This window comes from Williamsia sp. Y844 (assembly GCF_056786475.1).
This window is the reverse complement of the sequence record NZ_JBXCJB010000001.1, coordinates 2,407,982-2,426,251: the sequence shown is the minus strand read 5'-3', so window position 1 is coordinate 2,426,251 and position 18,270 is coordinate 2,407,982. Positions and strand designations below refer to the sequence as shown.

Below are 18,270 nucleotides of genomic sequence, written 5' to 3'. Positions count from 1 at the left end.
CAGGTGACACACACCGCTCCGACACATCGGCCACAAATCTGCGTTCTCGGCCTCGGCCTGATCGGCGGTTCCCTCCTCCGCGCGGCGGCGGCCGCCGGTCGGACCGCGTTCGGATACAACCGGTCCCAGGAGACGGTGGACGCCGCCGTCGCCGACGGCTTCGACGCCTCGTCCGATCTGGTCGCGACGCTACTCCGGGCCGCGGACAGTTCTGCTCTGATCGTGCTGGCGACCCCGGCCCCGACGATCGACGCACTGGTCGGACAAGTGGCCGAGCACGCCCCGGACTGTCCACTGACCGACGTGGTCAGCGTGAAACAGCCGGTTGCCGACGCGGCGCACGCCCACGGCCTGGCCCACAGGTTCGTGGGTGGACACCCGATGGCCGGCACGTCCGAGTCCGGATGGCCTGCCACCGACCCCGAACTGTTCACCGGCGCGGTGTGGGTGGTCGGAACCGATGACGGCGCCGATCCGCAGGTCTGGCAGACCGTCGCGCGCCTGGCTCTCGATGTCGGATCACGGGTGGTCGCGGCGGCCTCCGACGAACACGACCGGGCCGTTGCCGGGATCTCGCACCTGCCGCACCTGACGGCCGCGGTCACCGCCGTCGTCGGCGCGGGTGAGGGCGAGTTGGCCTTGCGATTGGCGGCCGGGTCGTTCCGAGACGTCACCCGCGTGGCCGGGACCTCGCCGACGGCCCAGCGGGCCATGCTCGAGGCGAATTCGACTGAGCTGCTGATCGCGCTCAGCGAGACCATCGATCGGCTGACGTATGCGCGCGACCAACTGCGCGACGAAGGCACCGTCGAGACACTTGTGGCCGACGGGCATCGGGCCCGCAAACACTACGACAGGGTCAACGGAGTCGACGGACCGCCGACGTCGGTGTCCATCGGAGCGCCCGGCTGGGAGGCCGAGCTGCGCAACGCGGCCCGCGACGGGGCCATCTGGACCGGCTAGTTCTGCAAGCGTGAAGTCGCGTGCCCGGTATCAGATGCGCTCGGCCAGGCCCGGATAGTCACGGACGAATCCGTTGTCGTCGACGGTGATGGTGGCCTGTGCCATCGGCGAGACGATGTCGATACCGGCCTCGCCCGGGGTGTACTGCAACGATTCCGCCGAGAACTCGCCAGACGGAATATAGAGGTATGCCACCGGCACCGTGGTGGGAGCCGTGGACGCCTTCTGTAGTCCGAGGCGACGGATCGGCAGCGCGTTCAAGAACGGGCTCAACGCCAGATCGACATCCTGGGCACCGCCGAAGTCGCTGCGCTGCATACCGCGAGCGGTCTGGACCAGCCACACGTCCTGCCCATCACGCGTGATGGAGATCTGGGTGTCGCCACCGGCCCGCACCAGGTGCAAGGAGAGTCGCTTGGTGAGACCGGCGTCCGTGGTGATCAGGTCGTAGGACGCACTGAATGCCTCGTGATCGGCGGTGGCCGCGGCAATGATCCGGCCATAGGCCTTGATCCGTTTGCCGGTCACCGTCACCCGGACCTGCTCCAGGCGTTCGGCACCGATGCCACGCCAGGTCATCATGGTCTTGAAGTCGCCATTGCCTGCCACCGTGGGCGCGGGCTCAGCGGGCACTTGGGACACGTCTGGGGAACTCACGACTCCACGGTAGGCGACCGGGTTGTCGGTTATCGACCCAACCGGGGATAAGTTCCGATCAGACCCTCAACACGTCGCCCGGATCGGGCTCGAGCGGTGCTCATGCCTGCGGCGGATTCAATTCAGAACGGTAGGTATGTGTGAGGTAGGGCAGGACGATGGTCCCGGTCTCATCGGCCACCTGTCCGGCCAGCACTTCGACCTCCGCCAATATCCGGGCCCGGTCGGTGCCGGTGGCGGTGATGACCGGGCTACGCGAGGCCACCATGGCCATCAATTGTCCGGCGGTCAATGTGCGGTCCCATCGAAAGACCCGGTGTACCAAGGCCCCGAATCCACCGCCCAGTTCGGGTACGCCTGCGGCCACATACCGTTCGGCTTCGCTGGCCGCCACGATCGCGGTCAACTCGCGCACCCACGGCACGGATTCGTCGCGGATGTTCCAGATCAATCCCACCGTGCCGCCGGGCCGCAGAACCCGCTCTGCCTCGGCCACCGCCTCGTCTGGACGGACCCAATGCCACGCCTGACCGAACACGAGTGAGTCAGCGGTGTTGTCCGCCAACGGGATCTGCTCGGCCGTTCCGGACAGCGCGCGCACCGTGGGCAGTTGCGCCCGCAATTCATCGAGCATCCCCGTATCCGGCTCCACCGCGTACACCGTCCGACCCGATTCGATCAGCGATGCGGTGAGTTTGCCTGTGCCGGCACCGATGTCAGCGACGACCCGCGCGCCCGGGTTGAGCAGTTCGACGACGGCCGCGGCCGGATAGTCGGGTCGTCCCTGACTGTACGCACGCGCCTGTTCCCCGAATGAGGTCGACATCTGCGCGCGCTTGTCCGGATCGGTCACGAGTTCTGTTGCCTCACCAGTCCAGACTCACACAAGCCGCCAGCGGGCCCGTCTCCTCGGAAACCGTTTTCGAACCGACCTTGATCGTGCACGTGACATCACTGCCATCGATTGCGATCGCACCGAGAACAAGAGGCTCGTCCGGATTTCCTTCGAACGACTTGGTCCACGGTATTGTCGGGTCGTCGTCTGTCTGCTCGACACCTTCGGCATCTGTGTAGGTGATCACGAAGGCATTGCCGGTGACCTCATATGTGACGTTGCCCGACAGTTCTTCGCTTGTGGTGGTGGTTTTTGTTGTGGTCGTGTCGGTTTCGGTCTCATCGGCCGATGTTGCGGTCGATGTGGCGGTCGACGACGATCCGGCGGTCGAATCGTCATCGTCGTCGCCGGACAACGCCACCGCTGCGAATATGCCGCCAAGGACGAGCACAAGAACGGCCACAACAGCCGCAATGATCAGTGCGGCCTTCTTGTTTCCGCCATTGCCCGGAGGCTGACCACCGGCTCCGTAGCCGCCGTACGGCGGCTCACCATAGGGAGGGCCGCCTCCGCCGTACGGTGCGTTCGGGTATTGCTGGCCGTAGTCGGGTTGCTGGCTGTAGGCGGGCTGGCCACCGACAACCGGCCGACCGTACTGGTCCCCGCCGGACTGATCGCCGTATTGAGGGCCACCGTATTGATCGCCACCGTATTGAGGGCCACCGTATTGGGGTTGCCCGTATTGCGGATCCTGACCGTACTGAGGCGCCTGGCCATACTGCGGATCCTGACCGTACTGAGGCGCCTGGCCGTATTGCGGATCCTGACCGTACTGCGGCGCTTGGCCGTACTGAGGATCCTGCGATGGCATCTGGGTGGTGCCGCTCGGCCCTTGGCCTTGCTGGTCCGGTGGCGCGCCCCAATATGGTTGCTGCGGCTGCGCAGGATCCTGCCCGCCACCCCAAGTCGGCTGGTCAGGATTCTCGGGATCGTTTCCGTTTCCGGGACCCATGCGTGCACTCCTCACGTCGGTGGTCAGGGTTCAGACATTACCGGCGCTTGAAGTTTGTGCCGTTGCCCAGCCGATGCGGATCAACTCCGCCACCTGGATCAGACGGTGGCGCAGCTACCCTCGACCGGCAGTCCGGCCAGCCGGTCGCGCACAAATTGCAGGCCAACGGGGTAATCGGCGACCACCGGAGCGAGGTGGTTGTTGCCGCTACCCGGATTGATCGCGGGAATCCGGTCGGTGTTCAGGACGACGTTCGCACCTCGGGCACACCAGTCGCGGACCAGCGCAACAGTCTGCGCGTAGGGAATGAAGTCGTCGTTCTCCGCACCGGTGACCATGATCGGCGCGGCGGGCGTTCGGCGGCCGATCCGCTGTTCGTCGGCCACGGCCCTGGCCACCGGTAGGTCCGCGATCACCTCATCGAGCCGGCGTCCGTCGGTGGTCCATCCGGCGGTGCTCTGTTTTCCGTACTCATTGCGGGAGTCGAGCAGGCATTGCTGGGCGACATCGGCGAGCACGGCTCGACCGTGGTCGTTCAGATGCGCATCCAATGGGTCGCGCAATTCCGGGTAGCGCGCCAGAAATCCGTTGATGGTGTAGCCAATTGCCGCCATCAGCCCGGTGCCGTCGATATGCCGTTGCACCGCTACGAGGTCTGCCGGTGGCGAACTCGCATATCCGGCAGCGATATTCAGCTCCGGCGCATACTCCGGCGCAAGCTCGGCCGCGGCTGCGGTGGCAGCTCCGCCCTGCGAATGCCCCCACAGCACAACCGGACCGGTTCCGGGAGACGCTGCGCGCGCCCCGTCGAGCATCGCGTGCGCGGATTCCGCACGGTTTGCATAGGTGTGCACGCCGGGGGTTCCCAGCCCCACATAGTCGGTCACGAAGACCCGGAATCCCTGCGCGAGAAAGCTCGCGGCAAAGAATCCCTCATAGTTGGCCTGGATGCTGGTCTCGCCGCCGATATCGGTTGTCCCGAATCCCTTTTCGAAGTTCTTCGACGGTGCGCACTGATCGCCCTGCCCCTGTGTTCCGGGTCCGATCACCACCAGTGGCACCCGGCCAGGACCGGTCCACGCCGCATCCGGTTCGAGCGAGGTGCCTGAGACGAGGATCGGTGCACCGAAGGTGTCGGTGGTCGAATAGAGCACCCGATGTCCCGAGCCCAGCCCACCAAACGGCACCAGCGCCTCACGTCGCGCAACCGTCCCCGGGTCACCCGGCGTCACCGAGCTCGTGTCGTAGAAGTCCGCCGGCGCAGCGACAACCGGCGGTGCCGCGGTGATCACCCCGGCGGCGGCGATGGTGAGCAGGACGAACAGGGCACCGAAACGTCTGGGCTGCGACACCCGGTGGACGCTACCGGTGAACATCGCCCGCCGGAAGAGAAATGTTCACGGTGATCATTTCGGGGCCACCAGACCTGCGAGGAACTCCACCAACAGCTTGGCGGTGACCTCACGCGGCAATGCCTCGACGGCCGCGAGCACGGTCGCCATGTCGAGCTCGCCGTCGCCCTGCGGGTCGAGCCCGGCCGCGGCCAGCGCCTCGCCGACGGCAGCACTCGGCAGTGCCAGAATATCGGTCACCGCCAGGTCCTCACGGTCGATGGCGGCGGCAAGATCTCGCAACGCCTCCGGCGGCCCGGCAGCTGACTGTCCCCGCACGGCGTCAGCCCCGTCGCCGAGAGCCGCGACCAGCTCATCGAGGACGGCTTCGGTCACCGGGGTCACCGTGAAGTGTGTGGTCGCAGGCAACACCGAACCATCGGCCTGGGTGAACGATGGCTGCATCTGCAGGGTGAATCCGCGTTCACGCACCGCATTTGCCCACCGGTGCGGATCCACCGGCGCTGACGCGGCAGTGTCCGCCGCGACCGCGAAGACCGGACCGAACGGTTCTCCGACCACGCGCAGTCCGTCGATACTCTCGATCGCCTCGAGCAGCGCGGCCGTGCAACGCCGGATCCCCGCCACCAGCGCGGCATAACCCTCGACGCCAAGTGTCTGGGTGATCGCCCAGGCCGCGGCCGTCCCCGCCACCGACTTCGAGCCCAGGAGCGTCGGGTTGACGACCGGGTAGCCGGGCCAGTCGGTGATTCCGAAGTATTGGGCCCGGTGTCGGTCGCGATCGCGGTGAAGCAGCAGTGATGCACCTTTGGGTGCGTAGCCATATTTGTGGAGGTCCGCAGAGATGCTTGTGACCCCGGAGACGCGAAAGTCCCAGGGTGGCACCGGGATGTCATCGGTCTCCCACCAGGCCAGGGCGAATCCACCGAGGCAGGCATCCACATGCAGCGGAATACCCTGCTGCGACGTCACTTCCGCAACGTCGGCGACCGGGTCCATGGCCCCTGTTGGATAGTTGGGGGCCGAGACCACCACCAGGACCGTGTCCTCGCGGATCGCTGCAGCGATGGCGGCAGCGCTCACCCGTGTGGTGCCGGGGTCGACCGGTACCCGGATCAGCTCCAGCGACAACAGCTCCGCAGCTTTGACAAAGGCCGCGTGCGCCGTGCTCGCGATCACCAGCGAACCGGTGCCGCGGGGACGGGCAACATTGTCACGGGCCGCCTTGACCGTCAGCAGGCAACTCTCTGTACCGCCGCTGGTCACCGTTCCGACCATGGTGTCATCACCATGGAATACGTTGCGGCCGAATGCGATCAACTCGCGCTCCATCACCGCGACCGAGGTGAACACCGTGGGGTCGAGGCCGTTCACCGGCTGCACCTGGCGACCGGCATCGGCGGCTATCCGGTCGAGTTCGGCCAGCCCGCTGTCGTAGACGTAGGACAGGATCCGGCCGCCGTGGGTAGGTGCGTCTTGTGCCCGCAGGTCTTCCAACCGTCGTAGCACTGACGCACCCCGGTCTGCGATCGTTTTCTCCGGCGTCATCAGTTCCCCTCCTCCACCGTGGTGTCGCGATAGCCGCGGAGCACCCACAGACTTCCGGCGACCAACGCGGTGGGCAGCAACGAGAATGCGAGCGCCATCGCCGTGACGGCCGAGTCGGGTTGTGGGACTGGATCGTCCCCGTCCGACGAGACGAATCCGGATACCGCGAGGATCCCGAGGAACACGGCCGGGCCCAGTGCCAGGCCCGCGGTCTCGGTGGCGGTCCACACACCGGCGAGAGCGCCGCCCCGCTCGCGACCACTCCGTTGCGCATCCTCGTCGATGACGTCCGGCAGCATTGCCAGCGGAAACGCCTGCATCCCGGCGTATCCCACCCCGGCGAGGCCGACCACCGGATACACCCACCAGCCCGGTACCCAGACCAGCAACGTCAGCAGCATGGTGGCGCACATGAATATCGCTGAGGCCCAGACCAATCCGGTCATCTTTCCACGGGCATGGGCCAGGCGATACCAGAGCGGCATCACCAACAGTGCGGGCGCGACCAGTGCTGCGAACAGGATGCTCAGAGCGCCTTCGTTGTCGAGCACATAGGTCGCCACATACTGCGCACCTGCCAGCATGACGGCCGTTGCCAGCGCCTGGATCACGAACACCGTCACAAGCACTCGAAACCGCCGGACGTCGCGCAACGCATCGAGACCATCCCGGTAGGCCACCCAGGTGGAGGTTTCCGGCCCGGACTTCGTCGGTGGCAATGCTTTTCGGGCCGCTCCGAGTGTCGCGGCAAGCATTCCCGCACAGATCACCGCCGCGACCACGGCAGCCATCACGAGGTAGCCCGCGGCGCCGCCGCCGAGACCGTCACGGATCGCCGGACCACCGGCGCCCACCAACAGAATTGTCAAGGCCAAAACAGCGATGCGCACCGAGATGAGCCGAGTGCGTTCGTGGTAGTCGGCGGTGAGTTCTGCAGGCAGTGCGATGTAGGGAACCTGGAAGAGGCTGTAGGCGACCGCAGCCAGCAGGAAGGCCACCAGCACCCAGATCGCACCTGCCGCCGGTCCGAGGACTCTCGGCACCGAGAAGATCGCGATGAACAGCAACGGCAGGGCAAGTGCACCGATGAGCATGAGCCGCACGCGATTACCGTCGCGGCCCACCATCCGGTCGCTGATCGCTCCGATCCAAGGATCGAGGAGCACGTCGGCGATCTTCGGGATGATCACCACCAGTGAGGCCACCGCCGCGGCCACACCCAATGTGTCCGTGAGGTAGTACGCAAGTACCAGTCCTGGCAGGACACCAAACCCGCCTGTTCCGACACTGCCTGCGGCATACCCGGCAACCACGCCGCGGTCGAGGCCGGGAACACGGGTCTCTGGTCGCACGATCACGCTCATACAGTAAGCCCTGAAATCGGTATGCGGTTGCCTGATTCCCCTGCTGATCGGCGGGGGCGGCGGTAATATCGGGTGGCTCGACGCTCAGCCTTTCCCATTCATCTGCCAAACGATGGAGTTCACTGAGATGTCAGACGACGACCGCGGAGTGATCACTCCCGCCTATACCGGCCGCTTTGCGGTTTCGGGCATACCGGCCCTGCGGATGCCCGACGAATCGATGGATCCTGAAGTCACGTATCGATTCATCCACGACGAACTCATGCTCGATGGCAACTCTCGCCTCAACCTCGCCACCTTTGTCACCACCTGGATGGACCCCGAGGCCGAGAAGCTGATGGCCGAGACGTTCGACAAGAACATGATCGACAAAGACGAGTACCCGATGACCGCGGCCATCGAAGAACGCTGTGTCGCCATCGTCGCCGATCTGTTCAACGCGCCGGGCCTCTCTCCGACGGATGCCTCCACCGCCGTCGGCACGTCCACCATCGGCTCCTCCGAAGCGGTCATGCTCGGCGGCCTGGCCCTGAAGTGGCTCTGGAAAGCCAAGCGCACCGCGACGTCCGGCACGCCGAACCTGATCATGGGCAGCAATGTGCAGGTGGTGTGGGAGAAGTTCTGCCGCTACTTCGAGGTCGAACCGCGCTACCTCCCCATGGAGAAGGGGCGATACGTCATCACCCCCGAACAGGTTGTCGACGCCGTCGACGAGAACACCATCGGCGTGGTCGTCATCGCAGGCACCACCTATACCGGCGAACTCGAACCCGTCAAAGCCATCGCCGACGCCCTCGACAAGCTGGCCGCCGACGGTGGCGTGGACGTGCCGATCCACGTGGACGGTGCCAGCGGCGGCTTTGTACTCCCCTTCCTGCATCCCGAACTCGAATGGGACTTCCGTGTCCCCAGGGTGGTGTCCATCAACGTCTCCGGACACAAATACGGCCTAACCTATCCCGGCGTCGGATTCGTGGTCTGGCGCAGCCGCGAGTGGCTGCCCGAGGACCTCGTTTTCCGGGTCAACTACCTCGGCGGCGACATGCCGACCTTCACCCTCAACTTCTCGCGGCCGGGCAATCAGGTCATCGGGCAGTACTACAACTTCCTGCGCCTTGGCCGTCAGGGCTACACCGACATCATGAAATCGCTGTCCGAAACCGGACAGTGGTTCGCCGCGGAAATCGCTAAAGAAGACGAGATCGAGATCATCACCGACGGTTCGGCCATCCCGGTTGTGACGTTCAGACTCCACGAATCCTGTGAGTTCACCGCGTTCGACATCAGTCACGCCCTGCGCGCCTATGGCTGGCAGGTGCCTGCCTACACGATGCCCGACAACGTCACCGACCTGGCGGTTCTGCGAGTGGTCGTCCGTGAGGGTTTCTCCCGCGACATGGCCCGCGTCCTGCACCAACACCTCGTCCAGGTCATGTCCGACCTCCGCAAGCTCAAGGCCAGCGGCCACCTCCCTCAGAAAAAACACTTCGCACACTGAGCGGGCCGCGCAGACGGCGACTACCCGGGTCGCCACGGTCATACCCGGCCCAGTGGTGAGAGGCCCTCGCATATTCGGGTAGTGCGCTACTCGCGTTTCGGACACACCGCCGGACCACGATCAGTGCATGTCCCGACAAACCGGCACCTCGCAAACGTCACTTCTGGTTCTCCTGAAGTCGTCGACGGTGACTCTCGCAGTACTCGTCGCAGGCATTGTCATGATCGTCGCGGCTTGTTCCAAAGACGTGCCGTCCGAGGCGAATCAGGTTGTCCTCGAGGCCTCTCAGTCCAGTGGCGATTCACCGTGGACCGAGTCGGTGACCGCGCCGGTTGATCTCTCCGCCACCGCCGACACACTTGATTCGACGACGGTCACCCCGCTTGCCGGGGAAGACACCTCGAAGGTGTCAGGCGACGAGCCCGGCCTGTACGGCGGTTCCAGCGAATTGTCGGTCTGCGATCGCGCACAGCTCCAGAGCTTTCTCGCGTCCAATCCGGAGCAGGCGCAGGCCTGGGCCGATGTTGTCGGCACCGACGATGCCACGGCCTATGTCGATGCGTTGACCCCCGTTGTCCTGACCACCGACACCAACGTGACCAATCACGGATACTCCGACGGCGAGGCACAGCCTTTCCAATCGGTTCTGCAGGCGGGGACCGCAGTCCTCGTCGACAGTCATGGTGCCCCCAAGGTCCGATGCGAGTGCGGCAATCCGTTGGCCGAGCCCGAATCCGACCGGGAGGCCGCCTCCTATGTCGGCGAGGCCTGGCCGAAGTTCGACCCCGCGCTGGCCATCACGGTGACCCCTGCTCCGACTGCAACGCCGAATATGACCGTCCAAGAAGTTGCTGTGGTCGACGGCGCCGTCGTCGCAGAAGGTCAGACGACGGACGTCGAGACCGGCCCGGATCCCGCCGAGCAAGGGGACGCCGCTGTCGATTCGGACGAGTCCGCGGACACCGGAGATCAGATGGATCCCAGTGCCGAACAGGACGCACCCGCCGACGATCCCGGTGCCGAAGTCATTCCAGAAGATGTTCCCGGAGCCGGCAACGAAGACGGATCCGGCAACGAGGGCGATGGCGGCGGGCAAGAAAGTGAATCTCCGGACACCGGCGGAACCGAGGGACAGGGCGATGTGCAGGTGGAGATCGAGCAACCGCCCATCACCGAATAGCAATCATTCTCTCGCAGAGAACTTCCCGGACAAGCCAAAGGAAACCCAGTGCACGCCAACCGGATCACCGCAGTCACAGCAGTCGCCGCGATCACCGCCACGCTGAGCCTGTTCGGAGGCGGTGCTGCTACGGCAGAGCCCACCAGCACCCCGGAGACCAAAGCTGCTGCGGTGATCCGGCCCGCCATCGTCTACCTCGAGACCGCGGTGACGGCGAGCGGTTATCAGGCGGTGTCCCGCTGCACCGGGTTCGTGGTGAACTCCGACGGGTACATCGCCACCGCCGGTCATTGTGTTGACGCCACGTTCCACGCCGACGACATCGCCAACGCCTCCGGCGCCGATTCATCCACCGTCCTCCAGGAGATAGACCAGAGCGGCATCACGGTCTCGGTACTCGGCGCCGGCCAGTCCGGCGAGAACGTCAAACCCGTTCCCGCCACGGTGCTCGACGCACGACCGCTGGGCAAAGGTGATGTCGCCCTGTTGAAGGTCGAAGCCGACAACCTGCCGTCGGCCGAACTCACAGACGGAAGTGATCCGGCGGTCGGTACCGCGGTGTTGGCGGTCGGGTATCCCCAGAGCACAGATGAGGTGACTGATTTCAGTCTGGAACCGACTGCGAAGAGCGGCACCATCAGTGCGATCAAAACGGTTGACACGGCGCCTGTCTACGAGGTGAGCGCCGCCATGTCGAAAGGGATGAGCGGCGGTCCCACCGTCGACCTGGACGGGCGGGTGTTGGGGATCAACAGCTTCTCCCCCGTCGGTGAAGAAGAATCCTTCAACTACATCGCCCCGGTCAGCGGACTGTTGGAAATGCTCGCCGATGCCGGAGTGGAACCCGAATTGTCTCCGGCAGATGCCAGTTACCGCGCCGGGGTCGACGACTACTATGCAGGTGACTACTCCGCTGCCGTCGAGAACTTCGACTCCGCACTCGAATTGGCACCCACCTACCCACAGGCCTTCGACATGCGGACCGATGCGGTTCGGCAACGAGAACAGGCCGGCGACACGACTTCTCGGGGTTTTCAACCCTGGATGCTGGTGGTCATCGGTGTTGTCGTGGTCGGACTCGCAGCCGCCGGATCGATCTACTACCTGCGCACCCACCGCACCGGTGGACCAGGCGCCGATATCCCCGGGGGCGCTCTGCCTGCCGGTGCGCCACCTCCGTCTCCATCCCCGATAGCGGGTGCCGCTCCGGCCGGACCGGCGCCGGGTGGTGCGGGATCGACGGCGACGCTTCCCCAGAGCTCCGGAATCCACTGCACCAATTGCGGATTCGACCTCAGTCTGGGACAGACCTTCTGCGGTCGTTGCGGAAAGTCCCAACAATGACCACCCATGAGCCACCACAAACATCGCAATCGTCAGCCAGGAGTCGACACATGCAACATCGCATCCTCACCTACGTGTACTCGAACGACACCATCCTGCAGGCCGGGGTCGCCAGCCAACTCCACATGCGCCCAGAGATCCGACTGGTCGACGAATCCGACGTGGATTCCGCCGAAGTCGCGATTGTGGTCGCGGACTGCTTCGACGACGCCGTCAAACGCAACCTGCGCGCGCTGCAACGAGGCGGAATTCCGCGAACGATGTTGGTACTCGGCGTCCTCGACGACACCACCGTCGTGGCCGCCGCCGAATCCGGGGTCAGCGGCCTGGTACGCCGCGCCGACGCGAACGCGGACGCACTGATCGCCCAGATACGCCGGGTTGCTGCCGGCGGCGGAGTCGTACCGGCGGATCTGCTCGGCAGCCTGCTCGATCAGGTCGGCCGGTTGCAACGCCAGGTGTTGGCCCCGCGCGGCCTCCGGTTCTCCGGCCTGTCCGAACGCGAGGTGGAGGTTCTCAAACTGGTCGCCGAAGGACTCGACACCACCGCAATCGCACGTCAACTATGTTTCTCCGAGCGGACCGTGAAGAACGTATTGCACGATGTGACAACACGATTGCAACTGCGGAATCGCTCGCATGCGGTCGCGTATGCGATGCGTGAGGGGTTGATCTGAACGGTGATTGCCGATGTCGACCAGGCGCTGCGCGCCATCATCGAAGAGGACGCACTGCACGGTGCCGGCGTGGAGGTCACCTTCGACGCCCCAACCAAAGAATGGGCGGGCAAACGCACCGGGCCCACCGTCGACGTTTTCCTCTACGACATTCGCGAGGATCTGCGGCGGCGGGAGAGCGGTATGGTCAACGAGTATTCGGGCAATCACGTCACCGCCCGCCACCTGCCGCCCCGCTACTTCAAACTGTCCTACCTGGTGGCGGCATGGACCCAACGCGCCGAAGACGAGCACGGACTGTTGGCCCGGTTACTGACGTGTTTCCTTCAATACCAATCGATTCCGACTCATCATGTGGAAGGCACCCTCGCCGCGACCGGGCTTCCCGTCCCGATGTCGGTGGCGCTGCCGCCTCCCGAGGACCGGTCGTTCGCCGACGTGTGGAGCGCGCTCGGTGGAGAACTGAAACCGTCACTCGATGTGGTCATCACCGCCCCGCTGGCGGTACCTCACCCATTCCCTGTCGGACCGCCGGTGCTCCACCCCACCATTGTGGTCGCCGAGGGCCTCGGTGGCGCACCGTCCCGTGAGACCCATCGCCGGTCGCCGTGAGCACCGATAGCGCACGCTACCTGCTGTCCCGGGCACAGCTGGTGGAGAACAGGATTCGGGAGGTCGTTCACCACCGGCGCAGCAACGATCCGGCGCCGGACGATCCGTTTCGTGGCCTGTATCTCGGTGACGACGCGGTCAATCGACTACTGAGCCCCCACCCGGATCCCGGCACTGCCGACGACGAGACCAGAGGCGCTGCCGAAGCGGCTGCGGTGGCCGCCGAGAAGTCCGGCGCGGTGATCCGGCTACGTGAATTGTACACGACCGCAGGACTGTCCGAACTCGACACCGAGCTGCTTGTCATCTGCCTACTTCCCGACCTCGATTCACGATTCGAGCGTTTGTACGGCTATCTCAACGATGACGTATCCCGGCGACGGGCGACGGTTGATCTGGCCCTCACCCTGGCCGGGGTCGCGGCGATATCGGTGACGGCCCGGATGCGCCTGACCCCCGGGGCGCCGCTGATCGACCACGGCCTGATCGACGTCGAAGAGACCGGCAGGCCGTTCCTCACCCGCGCGCTGCGGGTACCCGATCGCGTCACCGCGCATCTTCTGGGCGACAACACTTTCGAGCCGGTCATGAATCGCGTTGCCTGCGACTTCGGCCACTTCTCGACCCCGATGACCGACACCATTGCCGCGGCCATCGCCGGCGGGTGCCCCCTCATCTACATCCGCGACCAGACCGGGGGCGCCGGTGCCGCGGTGGCCGCAACCGCTGTGGTTTCGGCCGGCCGCAGGGATCTCGGGATCGATGCGGAACGGTTCGGGTCCGAGGACCTCACCGAAGTGCTCGTCGCGGTCCGACGGGAGGCCCTTCTCCGTGGCGCGGTGGTGGTCTTCGCACCGGCCGATGCGGTGGGCGACAACATCGCGACGGTCCTCGGACAACTCTCACGCTTCACCATCCCCGTCATCATCGTGGGACGGGCACCATGGAATCCGTTGTGGTGCGAGGAGGTTCCACTCATCCTGGACGCACCCCGACTGACCGAGTCGGATCGATTGTCGCTGTGGACAACTGCCCTCGAGGACACGTCCGCCCCGGTTCGCGCCGAGGAGGTGGGCGGCCATTTCGCGTTGACGCCGGTCCAGGTACGTCGCGCGGTGGCATCGGCACAGGTCGCAGCAGGCGCCGCAGGCCACGTTGTCTCCGCGGCGCATCTGCAGGCCGGGGCCCGCGCGCAGAACGCCGCCGGGCTCGAACGCCTGGCCCGCCGGATCACCCCGGCCGTCGGATGGCCGGATCTGATCGTGCCTGCACCGGTGGAGGGCTCGCTGCACGACCTCGCCGCCCGGGCGCGGCACCGCGACCGCGTCCTGACCGAATGGGGCATGCGCCGAGGCGGTGCACGCGGTCGCGGGGTGATCGGATTGTTCGCGGGCGAATCCGGAACCGGGAAGACCTTGGCCGCCGAGGTGATCGCCGCCGACCTCGGACTCGAGATGTACACGGTCGGGTTGTCGAGCGTGGTGTCGAAGTGGATCGGCGAGACGGAGAAGAACCTCGACAAGATCTTCGACGAGGCCGAATCGGTCAACGCCGTGCTGGTTTTCGACGAGGCCGATGCATTGTTCGGCAAGCGCAGTGAGGTTCGGGACGCGCAGGACCGGTACGCCAACATCGAGACCGCATACCTGTTGCAGCGGATGGAGTCATTTGACGGTCTCGCAGTGCTGACGACCAACCTGCGGTCAAACCTCGACGATGCATTCACCCGCAGGCTCGACGCCCTGATCGATTTCCCGCAACCGGACCGCGACGCCCGTCTCGATCTGTGGCAGCGGTGTCTGCGGCCGCCGGTACCGGTATGCCCCGATATCGACCTGGACCATTGCGCGCGGGCATTCACATTGGCCGGCGGCAATATTCGATCAGCGTCGGTGACGGCGGGCTATCGGGCCGCCGCGGAGGAACGTTCGATCACCACTGCCGACGTCGTGGCGGCGATCGCTCATGAATATCGTAAGCTCGGGCGTTTGATCGGTGAACGTGAGTTCGGTGGGTACCTGGCCGACAGGCCTTGACCCGTTCAGCGATTGCGGATGCAGAGTCCGCCGAGCCCGCCCAGGATCGCTCCGGCAACCACGAGGGTGGCTCCGTACATCGGTCCACCGGTGCCGTACTGCACCGTGAGGTAGACCAGGTAGCCGATCACCGTGGTGGCCAACAGGATCGCCGAGGTCCGGGTCAGCTTGCCGGTCTTCCCGGTGATGCCCCACATCATCAGACCGGCGAGCAGGAGGACGGCAAGGCGGGCCGCAGGTTGTGTCTGTTCGACGAAGTCCGCCTCGGCGCTCGGGTTCAGGAGCCGGTCGAAGTAGTAGTCGGGCAGGTTGATGGTCCAGGGGCTGAGCGCACCGATGATTGCGGTGAGACCACCGAGTATGGTGAGGACTACCCGTGCCACCGGCATCCAGTCCGAGGTGTGTTGCACGAGTGTGCCTTCGGCAGTGATCCGGTCCCTGCCGTCCGAGGCCTCCACGGTCAACGATCTCTCGATCTGCTCTCCCGGGTCCGGTTGGCTCGCGTTCACCGACAACCACGCCCACATCGATTGTCCGGCCGGAACTTCGAAACGTGCCGGACTGAAGGTGAATCGCACCGCGGCCTCGGGATCGGATCCCGCGAGTCCCACATTGAGCGGCTGAGTCGATCTGGCGTTGTCCACGATGACCTTGAACCGTGCCGATCCGCTGTTCCGGCGCTGGACTCTGGCCGGGTGCAGCCGTAACGACGCAGTGGTGATCGAGGAAGACGAGGTGATCAGCATCAGTGTGCCGCTCACCTCCAGTTCCTCATTCTCGTCAGCGGCCATGACGGTGAACGGCTTTGAGACCTCTTCGCCCTCGGGCGGCGGTGTCGATTGCACGCTCAGACGGACGACCGCGATCTCCCCGGAAGGCACGTACAACGATGTGGTGGCGAAGTTGAATCGAACCTTGTTCTCCGGGTCCCGACCGCCGAGGGTGAGTTGCCGGTCGGCGCTGCCGCGCCGGTTGTCGATGACCACGTCGAGGTCGGCTGCCGGGTAGTCGGTGACCCGTAGGACGCTGGGTTCCAGGCGCAGCTCCGCGGGTACGTCTTCGGGGGCTGCCGACCGCTGTTGGTTCACCGTGATCTGGGCATCGGTCGAGTCCTCGCCGCTGGTGGCGGTGACCGTGAGCTGGCGCGAGGTCTGGGTTCCGTAGTCGAGTACCGGGGTCTCGAAACGCATGTCAGCACTGGATGTTCCCCCGGCGGGGACCTCGACCGTGGGAGGGGTGAACGAAAACCGCACCACGCCTTCGGAATCGGTACCACCGAGCATCACCGTCTGCGGGTAGTTGCTGGCAGTGTTGTCGAGATCGATGCGGGCGGTCCCGGCCGTCTCGTCGACGAGCCGGACCAGCGTGGGGTGTGCGCTGAGCACCACCGCCCGACCGGCCCGCGGGATCACGAGTTCGATCTCGGCATCGGTGAACTTCTCCGGATCGGTCAGAGACCGCACGCGCAGCGGCACGCTGATCGTCTGCGCCACCACAACACTCCCTTCGGCGAGGGCGAACGTCACCGGGATCATCGAATCCGTGTGGGGCATCAGCCGGATCTCACCATGCTCGACCATCAACCACTCTGGTGCCGTGAGCAACTCGACGCGATAGCCGTCGACGATGGGAGAAGGGTTGTACATCCGAAGCTCGACCGTCACCCCGGTGTCAGGTTCCAGAGTTGCTGTGGTCGTACCCGTTTCGACAGTCGGGACAACTACTCGGCCGGCGTCCGGCGAGGTCCGCGGCGCCGTCGTGGTCCCGGCGGGCGGTGCTCCAGACGATGGCGCGACCGCTGCCCGCGCCGACGTCCAACCCAGGTAGGTGTCACATTCCACACAGAACTGGGTGCCGGGCGCGTTGCCGGATCCACATTCTGGGCAGGCCAGGGTGCTCATGGCCCACCGCCGGCGTTGACTCGGTATTCCGTTTCTGCGCATCGCATGCGACAAGCGTGCCTGGCATCGACGAGTGGTCCCATCACGAAAGAGCCAAGACACGTTGCCCTTACGGGCAGGGTTCTCGGCACTGATGGCAGGAGTTCGAGCTCTTGTGTGGCACCGAGGGGTTGAACCCTTACGTCGAAAACTTCAGCGACGGACCCCATAGCGCACGTGCGCAGCTCATCTGGTCGCGAGAAGTTCGCCCAACCGAGCGAGATCTTCTTCCACCAACCGGCAGTCACGATCGAACTCTTCGTCGCTCAGGTCGATTTGGCGGATGGTGAACACGACCTCGGACCCTTCGGGATGGGCCAGCACTCGAATGGGATTGTTGACCGTCGTTCCGGAAGGCAGGATCACGTCATGGTCCAAGACGCCGTACTCATTGTGGGGAACGAAACGGACGGCCACTTTGCCCATCGGGGAGTCCGCGAACAGCGTGTCACCGTCACGGGTCACTTCGGACTTCGCAAGACCTGCAGCCCATCTGGGCAGGTTGTCCGGATTGGCCGCAAACTCGTAGACATTGGCGGGCTGGGCCGGGATCACCCGGCTGAGGTGACGACTACGCACTGCACATCTCCTTCATTTCGGCGCGGACCTGGTTTGCCTATTCCAGACTGCGATCGGTGGTGGGGCGCTGCGCACGGACCTGCTCTGCGAGGATATCGGCGTGACCGGCGTGCCGTGCGACCTCGGCGATCATGTTCAGGTAGATGAATCGCAGGCTCACCGTCCCGGCAATGCGGTGCTGGGCGGTGTCGTCCAGGCCGTGGCCGGCCGCGAGTTGTCTCGACCGGTCGCAGGCCCTGATGTATTCGGCGATCACGTCCGCAAGGGTTTCGTCGTCAGCGACACCGAAGCTGGCCTCTCCGCCGGTGGTGGCGAAGCCGTCGCAATCGTCGGCGCTCATGCCCGCGAGTGTTCGTTGGAACCAAATGCGTTCGGCCGCCGCACAATGCTTGATCAACGAGATCGGTGTGGTCAGTGAAGGGACCAACTTCGCACGCGCTTCACTGTCGGTGAGGTCGCCGACGGCTGCCACGATCCCCGCTCGATTGAGATCGAGGGTGTTCTCCAGCAGCTCTCGCTCACTGCCGGTGAACGGTCGGCCGGGGTCCAAGGCGCTTGTCATTTTCTCCTCCCCCGCATGTCTGATCCCCTCGGATCAGGAAAGCGGAACGACGTAAGAGTCCACGCGGGCTATGAGGCTGACCGCGAAACCCTTCGAATATTCGGCAACCAG

16 protein-coding genes are annotated in these 18,270 nt (G+C 65.2%); 7 read left to right on the top strand and 9 right to left on the bottom strand.

Annotated elements, in window-relative coordinates; translation table 11 throughout:
- Positions 1 to 3 precede the first annotated feature (3 nt).
- Entirely contained in the window at positions 4 to 963 is a 960-nt protein-coding gene (locus AC1TQG_RS11075; RefSeq protein WP_482136955.1) for a prephenate dehydrogenase, read from the top strand.
- Between the two features lie 30 nt (positions 964 to 993).
- Here AC1TQG_RS11075 and AC1TQG_RS11070 read toward each other — a convergent pair whose 3' ends face one another.
- From AC1TQG_RS11070 to AC1TQG_RS11045, 6 genes are all read right to left on the bottom strand, one after another.
- Complete coding sequence (locus AC1TQG_RS11070; protein ID WP_482137326.1) at positions 994 to 1,545, bottom strand: putative glycolipid-binding domain-containing protein; 552 nt, start codon at positions 1,543 to 1,545, stop codon at positions 994 to 996.
- Between the two features lie 175 nt (positions 1,546 to 1,720).
- Entirely contained in the window at positions 1,721 to 2,473 is a 753-nt protein-coding gene (locus AC1TQG_RS11065; RefSeq protein ID WP_482136954.1) for a class I SAM-dependent methyltransferase, read from the bottom strand.
- A 13-nt stretch (positions 2,474 to 2,486) separates the two neighbouring features.
- Positions 2,487 to 3,467, bottom strand: a complete 981-nt coding sequence (locus AC1TQG_RS11060; RefSeq protein ID WP_482136953.1) for a hypothetical protein — start codon at positions 3,465 to 3,467, stop codon at positions 2,487 to 2,489.
- 98 nt (positions 3,468 to 3,565) lie between these two features.
- Positions 3,566 to 4,819 carry an alpha/beta fold hydrolase gene (locus AC1TQG_RS11055; protein WP_482136952.1) on the bottom strand — a complete coding sequence of 418 codons (1,254 nt, stop codon included), beginning with the start codon at positions 4,817 to 4,819 and terminating at the stop codon, positions 3,566 to 3,568.
- 54 nt (positions 4,820 to 4,873) lie between these two features.
- Positions 4,874 to 6,367: a pyridoxal phosphate-dependent decarboxylase family protein gene (locus AC1TQG_RS11050; RefSeq protein WP_482136951.1), complete on the bottom strand. Its 1,494-nt coding sequence runs from the start codon at positions 6,365 to 6,367 to the stop codon at positions 4,874 to 4,876.
- Positions 6,367 to 7,725 carry an MFS transporter gene (locus tag AC1TQG_RS11045; RefSeq protein ID WP_482136950.1) on the bottom strand — a complete coding sequence of 453 codons (1,359 nt, stop codon included), beginning with the start codon at positions 7,723 to 7,725 and terminating at the stop codon, positions 6,367 to 6,369. Before AC1TQG_RS11045 ends, AC1TQG_RS11050 begins: the two co-directional genes overlap by 1 nt.
- Before the next feature lie 133 nt (positions 7,726 to 7,858).
- Here AC1TQG_RS11045 and gad point away from each other — a divergent pair, with 133 nt between their 5' ends.
- The 6 genes from gad to AC1TQG_RS11015 all read left to right on the top strand — a co-directional run bounded on the left by gad (position 7,859) and on the right by AC1TQG_RS11015 (position 15,078).
- Complete coding sequence (gene gad / locus AC1TQG_RS11040) at positions 7,859 to 9,229, top strand: glutamate decarboxylase (protein ID WP_482136949.1); 1,371 nt, start codon at positions 7,859 to 7,861, stop codon at positions 9,227 to 9,229.
- A gap of 127 nt (positions 9,230 to 9,356) precedes the next feature.
- On the top strand, positions 9,357 to 10,409 hold the full coding sequence (locus AC1TQG_RS11035) for a DUF6777 domain-containing protein (RefSeq protein WP_482136948.1): 1,053 nt from the start codon (positions 9,357 to 9,359) through the stop codon (positions 10,407 to 10,409).
- A gap of 48 nt (positions 10,410 to 10,457) precedes the next feature.
- Positions 10,458 to 11,753: a trypsin-like peptidase domain-containing protein gene (locus AC1TQG_RS11030; RefSeq protein WP_482136947.1), complete on the top strand. Its 1,296-nt coding sequence runs from the start codon at positions 10,458 to 10,460 to the stop codon at positions 11,751 to 11,753.
- 50 nt (positions 11,754 to 11,803) lie between these two features.
- The gene (locus AC1TQG_RS11025; protein ID WP_482136946.1) at positions 11,804 to 12,430 is read left to right on the top strand and encodes a response regulator transcription factor; all 627 of its coding nucleotides are present in this window, start codon (positions 11,804 to 11,806) and stop codon (positions 12,428 to 12,430) included.
- Between the two features lie 3 nt (positions 12,431 to 12,433).
- Positions 12,434 to 13,042, top strand: coding sequence for a Pvc16 family protein (locus AC1TQG_RS11020; RefSeq protein ID WP_482136945.1), 609 nt, complete (start codon positions 12,434 to 12,436; stop codon positions 13,040 to 13,042).
- Entirely contained in the window at positions 13,039 to 15,078 is a 2,040-nt protein-coding gene (locus AC1TQG_RS11015) for an ATP-binding protein (RefSeq protein ID WP_482136944.1), read from the top strand. The genes AC1TQG_RS11020 and AC1TQG_RS11015 overlap by 4 nt, the downstream gene beginning before the upstream one ends.
- Before the next feature lie 5 nt (positions 15,079 to 15,083).
- Here AC1TQG_RS11015 and AC1TQG_RS11010 read toward each other — a convergent pair whose 3' ends face one another.
- The 3 genes from AC1TQG_RS11010 to AC1TQG_RS11000 all read right to left on the bottom strand — a co-directional run bounded on the left by AC1TQG_RS11010 (position 15,084) and on the right by AC1TQG_RS11000 (position 18,159).
- Complete coding sequence (locus tag AC1TQG_RS11010) at positions 15,084 to 16,979, bottom strand: hypothetical protein (protein WP_482136943.1); 1,896 nt, start codon at positions 16,977 to 16,979, stop codon at positions 15,084 to 15,086.
- 225 nt (positions 16,980 to 17,204) lie between these two features.
- Positions 17,205 to 17,597 (bottom strand): SRPBCC family protein, encoded by a 393-nt coding sequence (locus tag AC1TQG_RS11005; protein ID WP_482136942.1) that lies wholly within the window; start codon positions 17,595 to 17,597, stop codon positions 17,205 to 17,207.
- 37 nt (positions 17,598 to 17,634) lie between these two features.
- Positions 17,635 to 18,159 carry a DinB family protein gene (locus AC1TQG_RS11000; protein WP_482136941.1) on the bottom strand — a complete coding sequence of 175 codons (525 nt, stop codon included), beginning with the start codon at positions 18,157 to 18,159 and terminating at the stop codon, positions 17,635 to 17,637.
- Positions 18,160 to 18,270 lie beyond the last annotated feature (111 nt).

Coding starts and splice junctions, on each gene's coding strand:
- AC1TQG_RS11070 (WP_482137326.1), bottom strand. CDS start 1,545: ATGATGACCTGGCGTGGCATCGGTGCCGAACGCCTGGAGCAGGTCCGG.
- AC1TQG_RS11060 (WP_482136953.1), bottom strand. CDS start 3,467: ATGGGTCCCGGAAACGGAAACGATCCCGAGAATCCTGACCAGCCGACT.
- AC1TQG_RS11050 (WP_482136951.1), bottom strand. CDS start 6,367: ATGACGCCGGAGAAAACGATCGCAGACCGGGGTGCGTCAGTGCTACGA.
- gad (WP_482136949.1), top strand. CDS start 7,859: ATGTCAGACGACGACCGCGGAGTGATCACTCCCGCCTATACCGGCCGC.
- AC1TQG_RS11035 (WP_482136948.1), top strand. CDS start 9,357: ATGTCCCGACAAACCGGCACCTCGCAAACGTCACTTCTGGTTCTCCTG.
- AC1TQG_RS11025 (WP_482136946.1), top strand. CDS start 11,804: ATGCAACATCGCATCCTCACCTACGTGTACTCGAACGACACCATCCTG.
- AC1TQG_RS11010 (WP_482136943.1), bottom strand. CDS start 16,979: ATGAGCACCCTGGCCTGCCCAGAATGTGGATCCGGCAACGCGCCCGGC.
- AC1TQG_RS11000 (WP_482136941.1), bottom strand. CDS start 18,159: ATGACAAGCGCCTTGGACCCCGGCCGACCGTTCACCGGCAGTGAGCGA.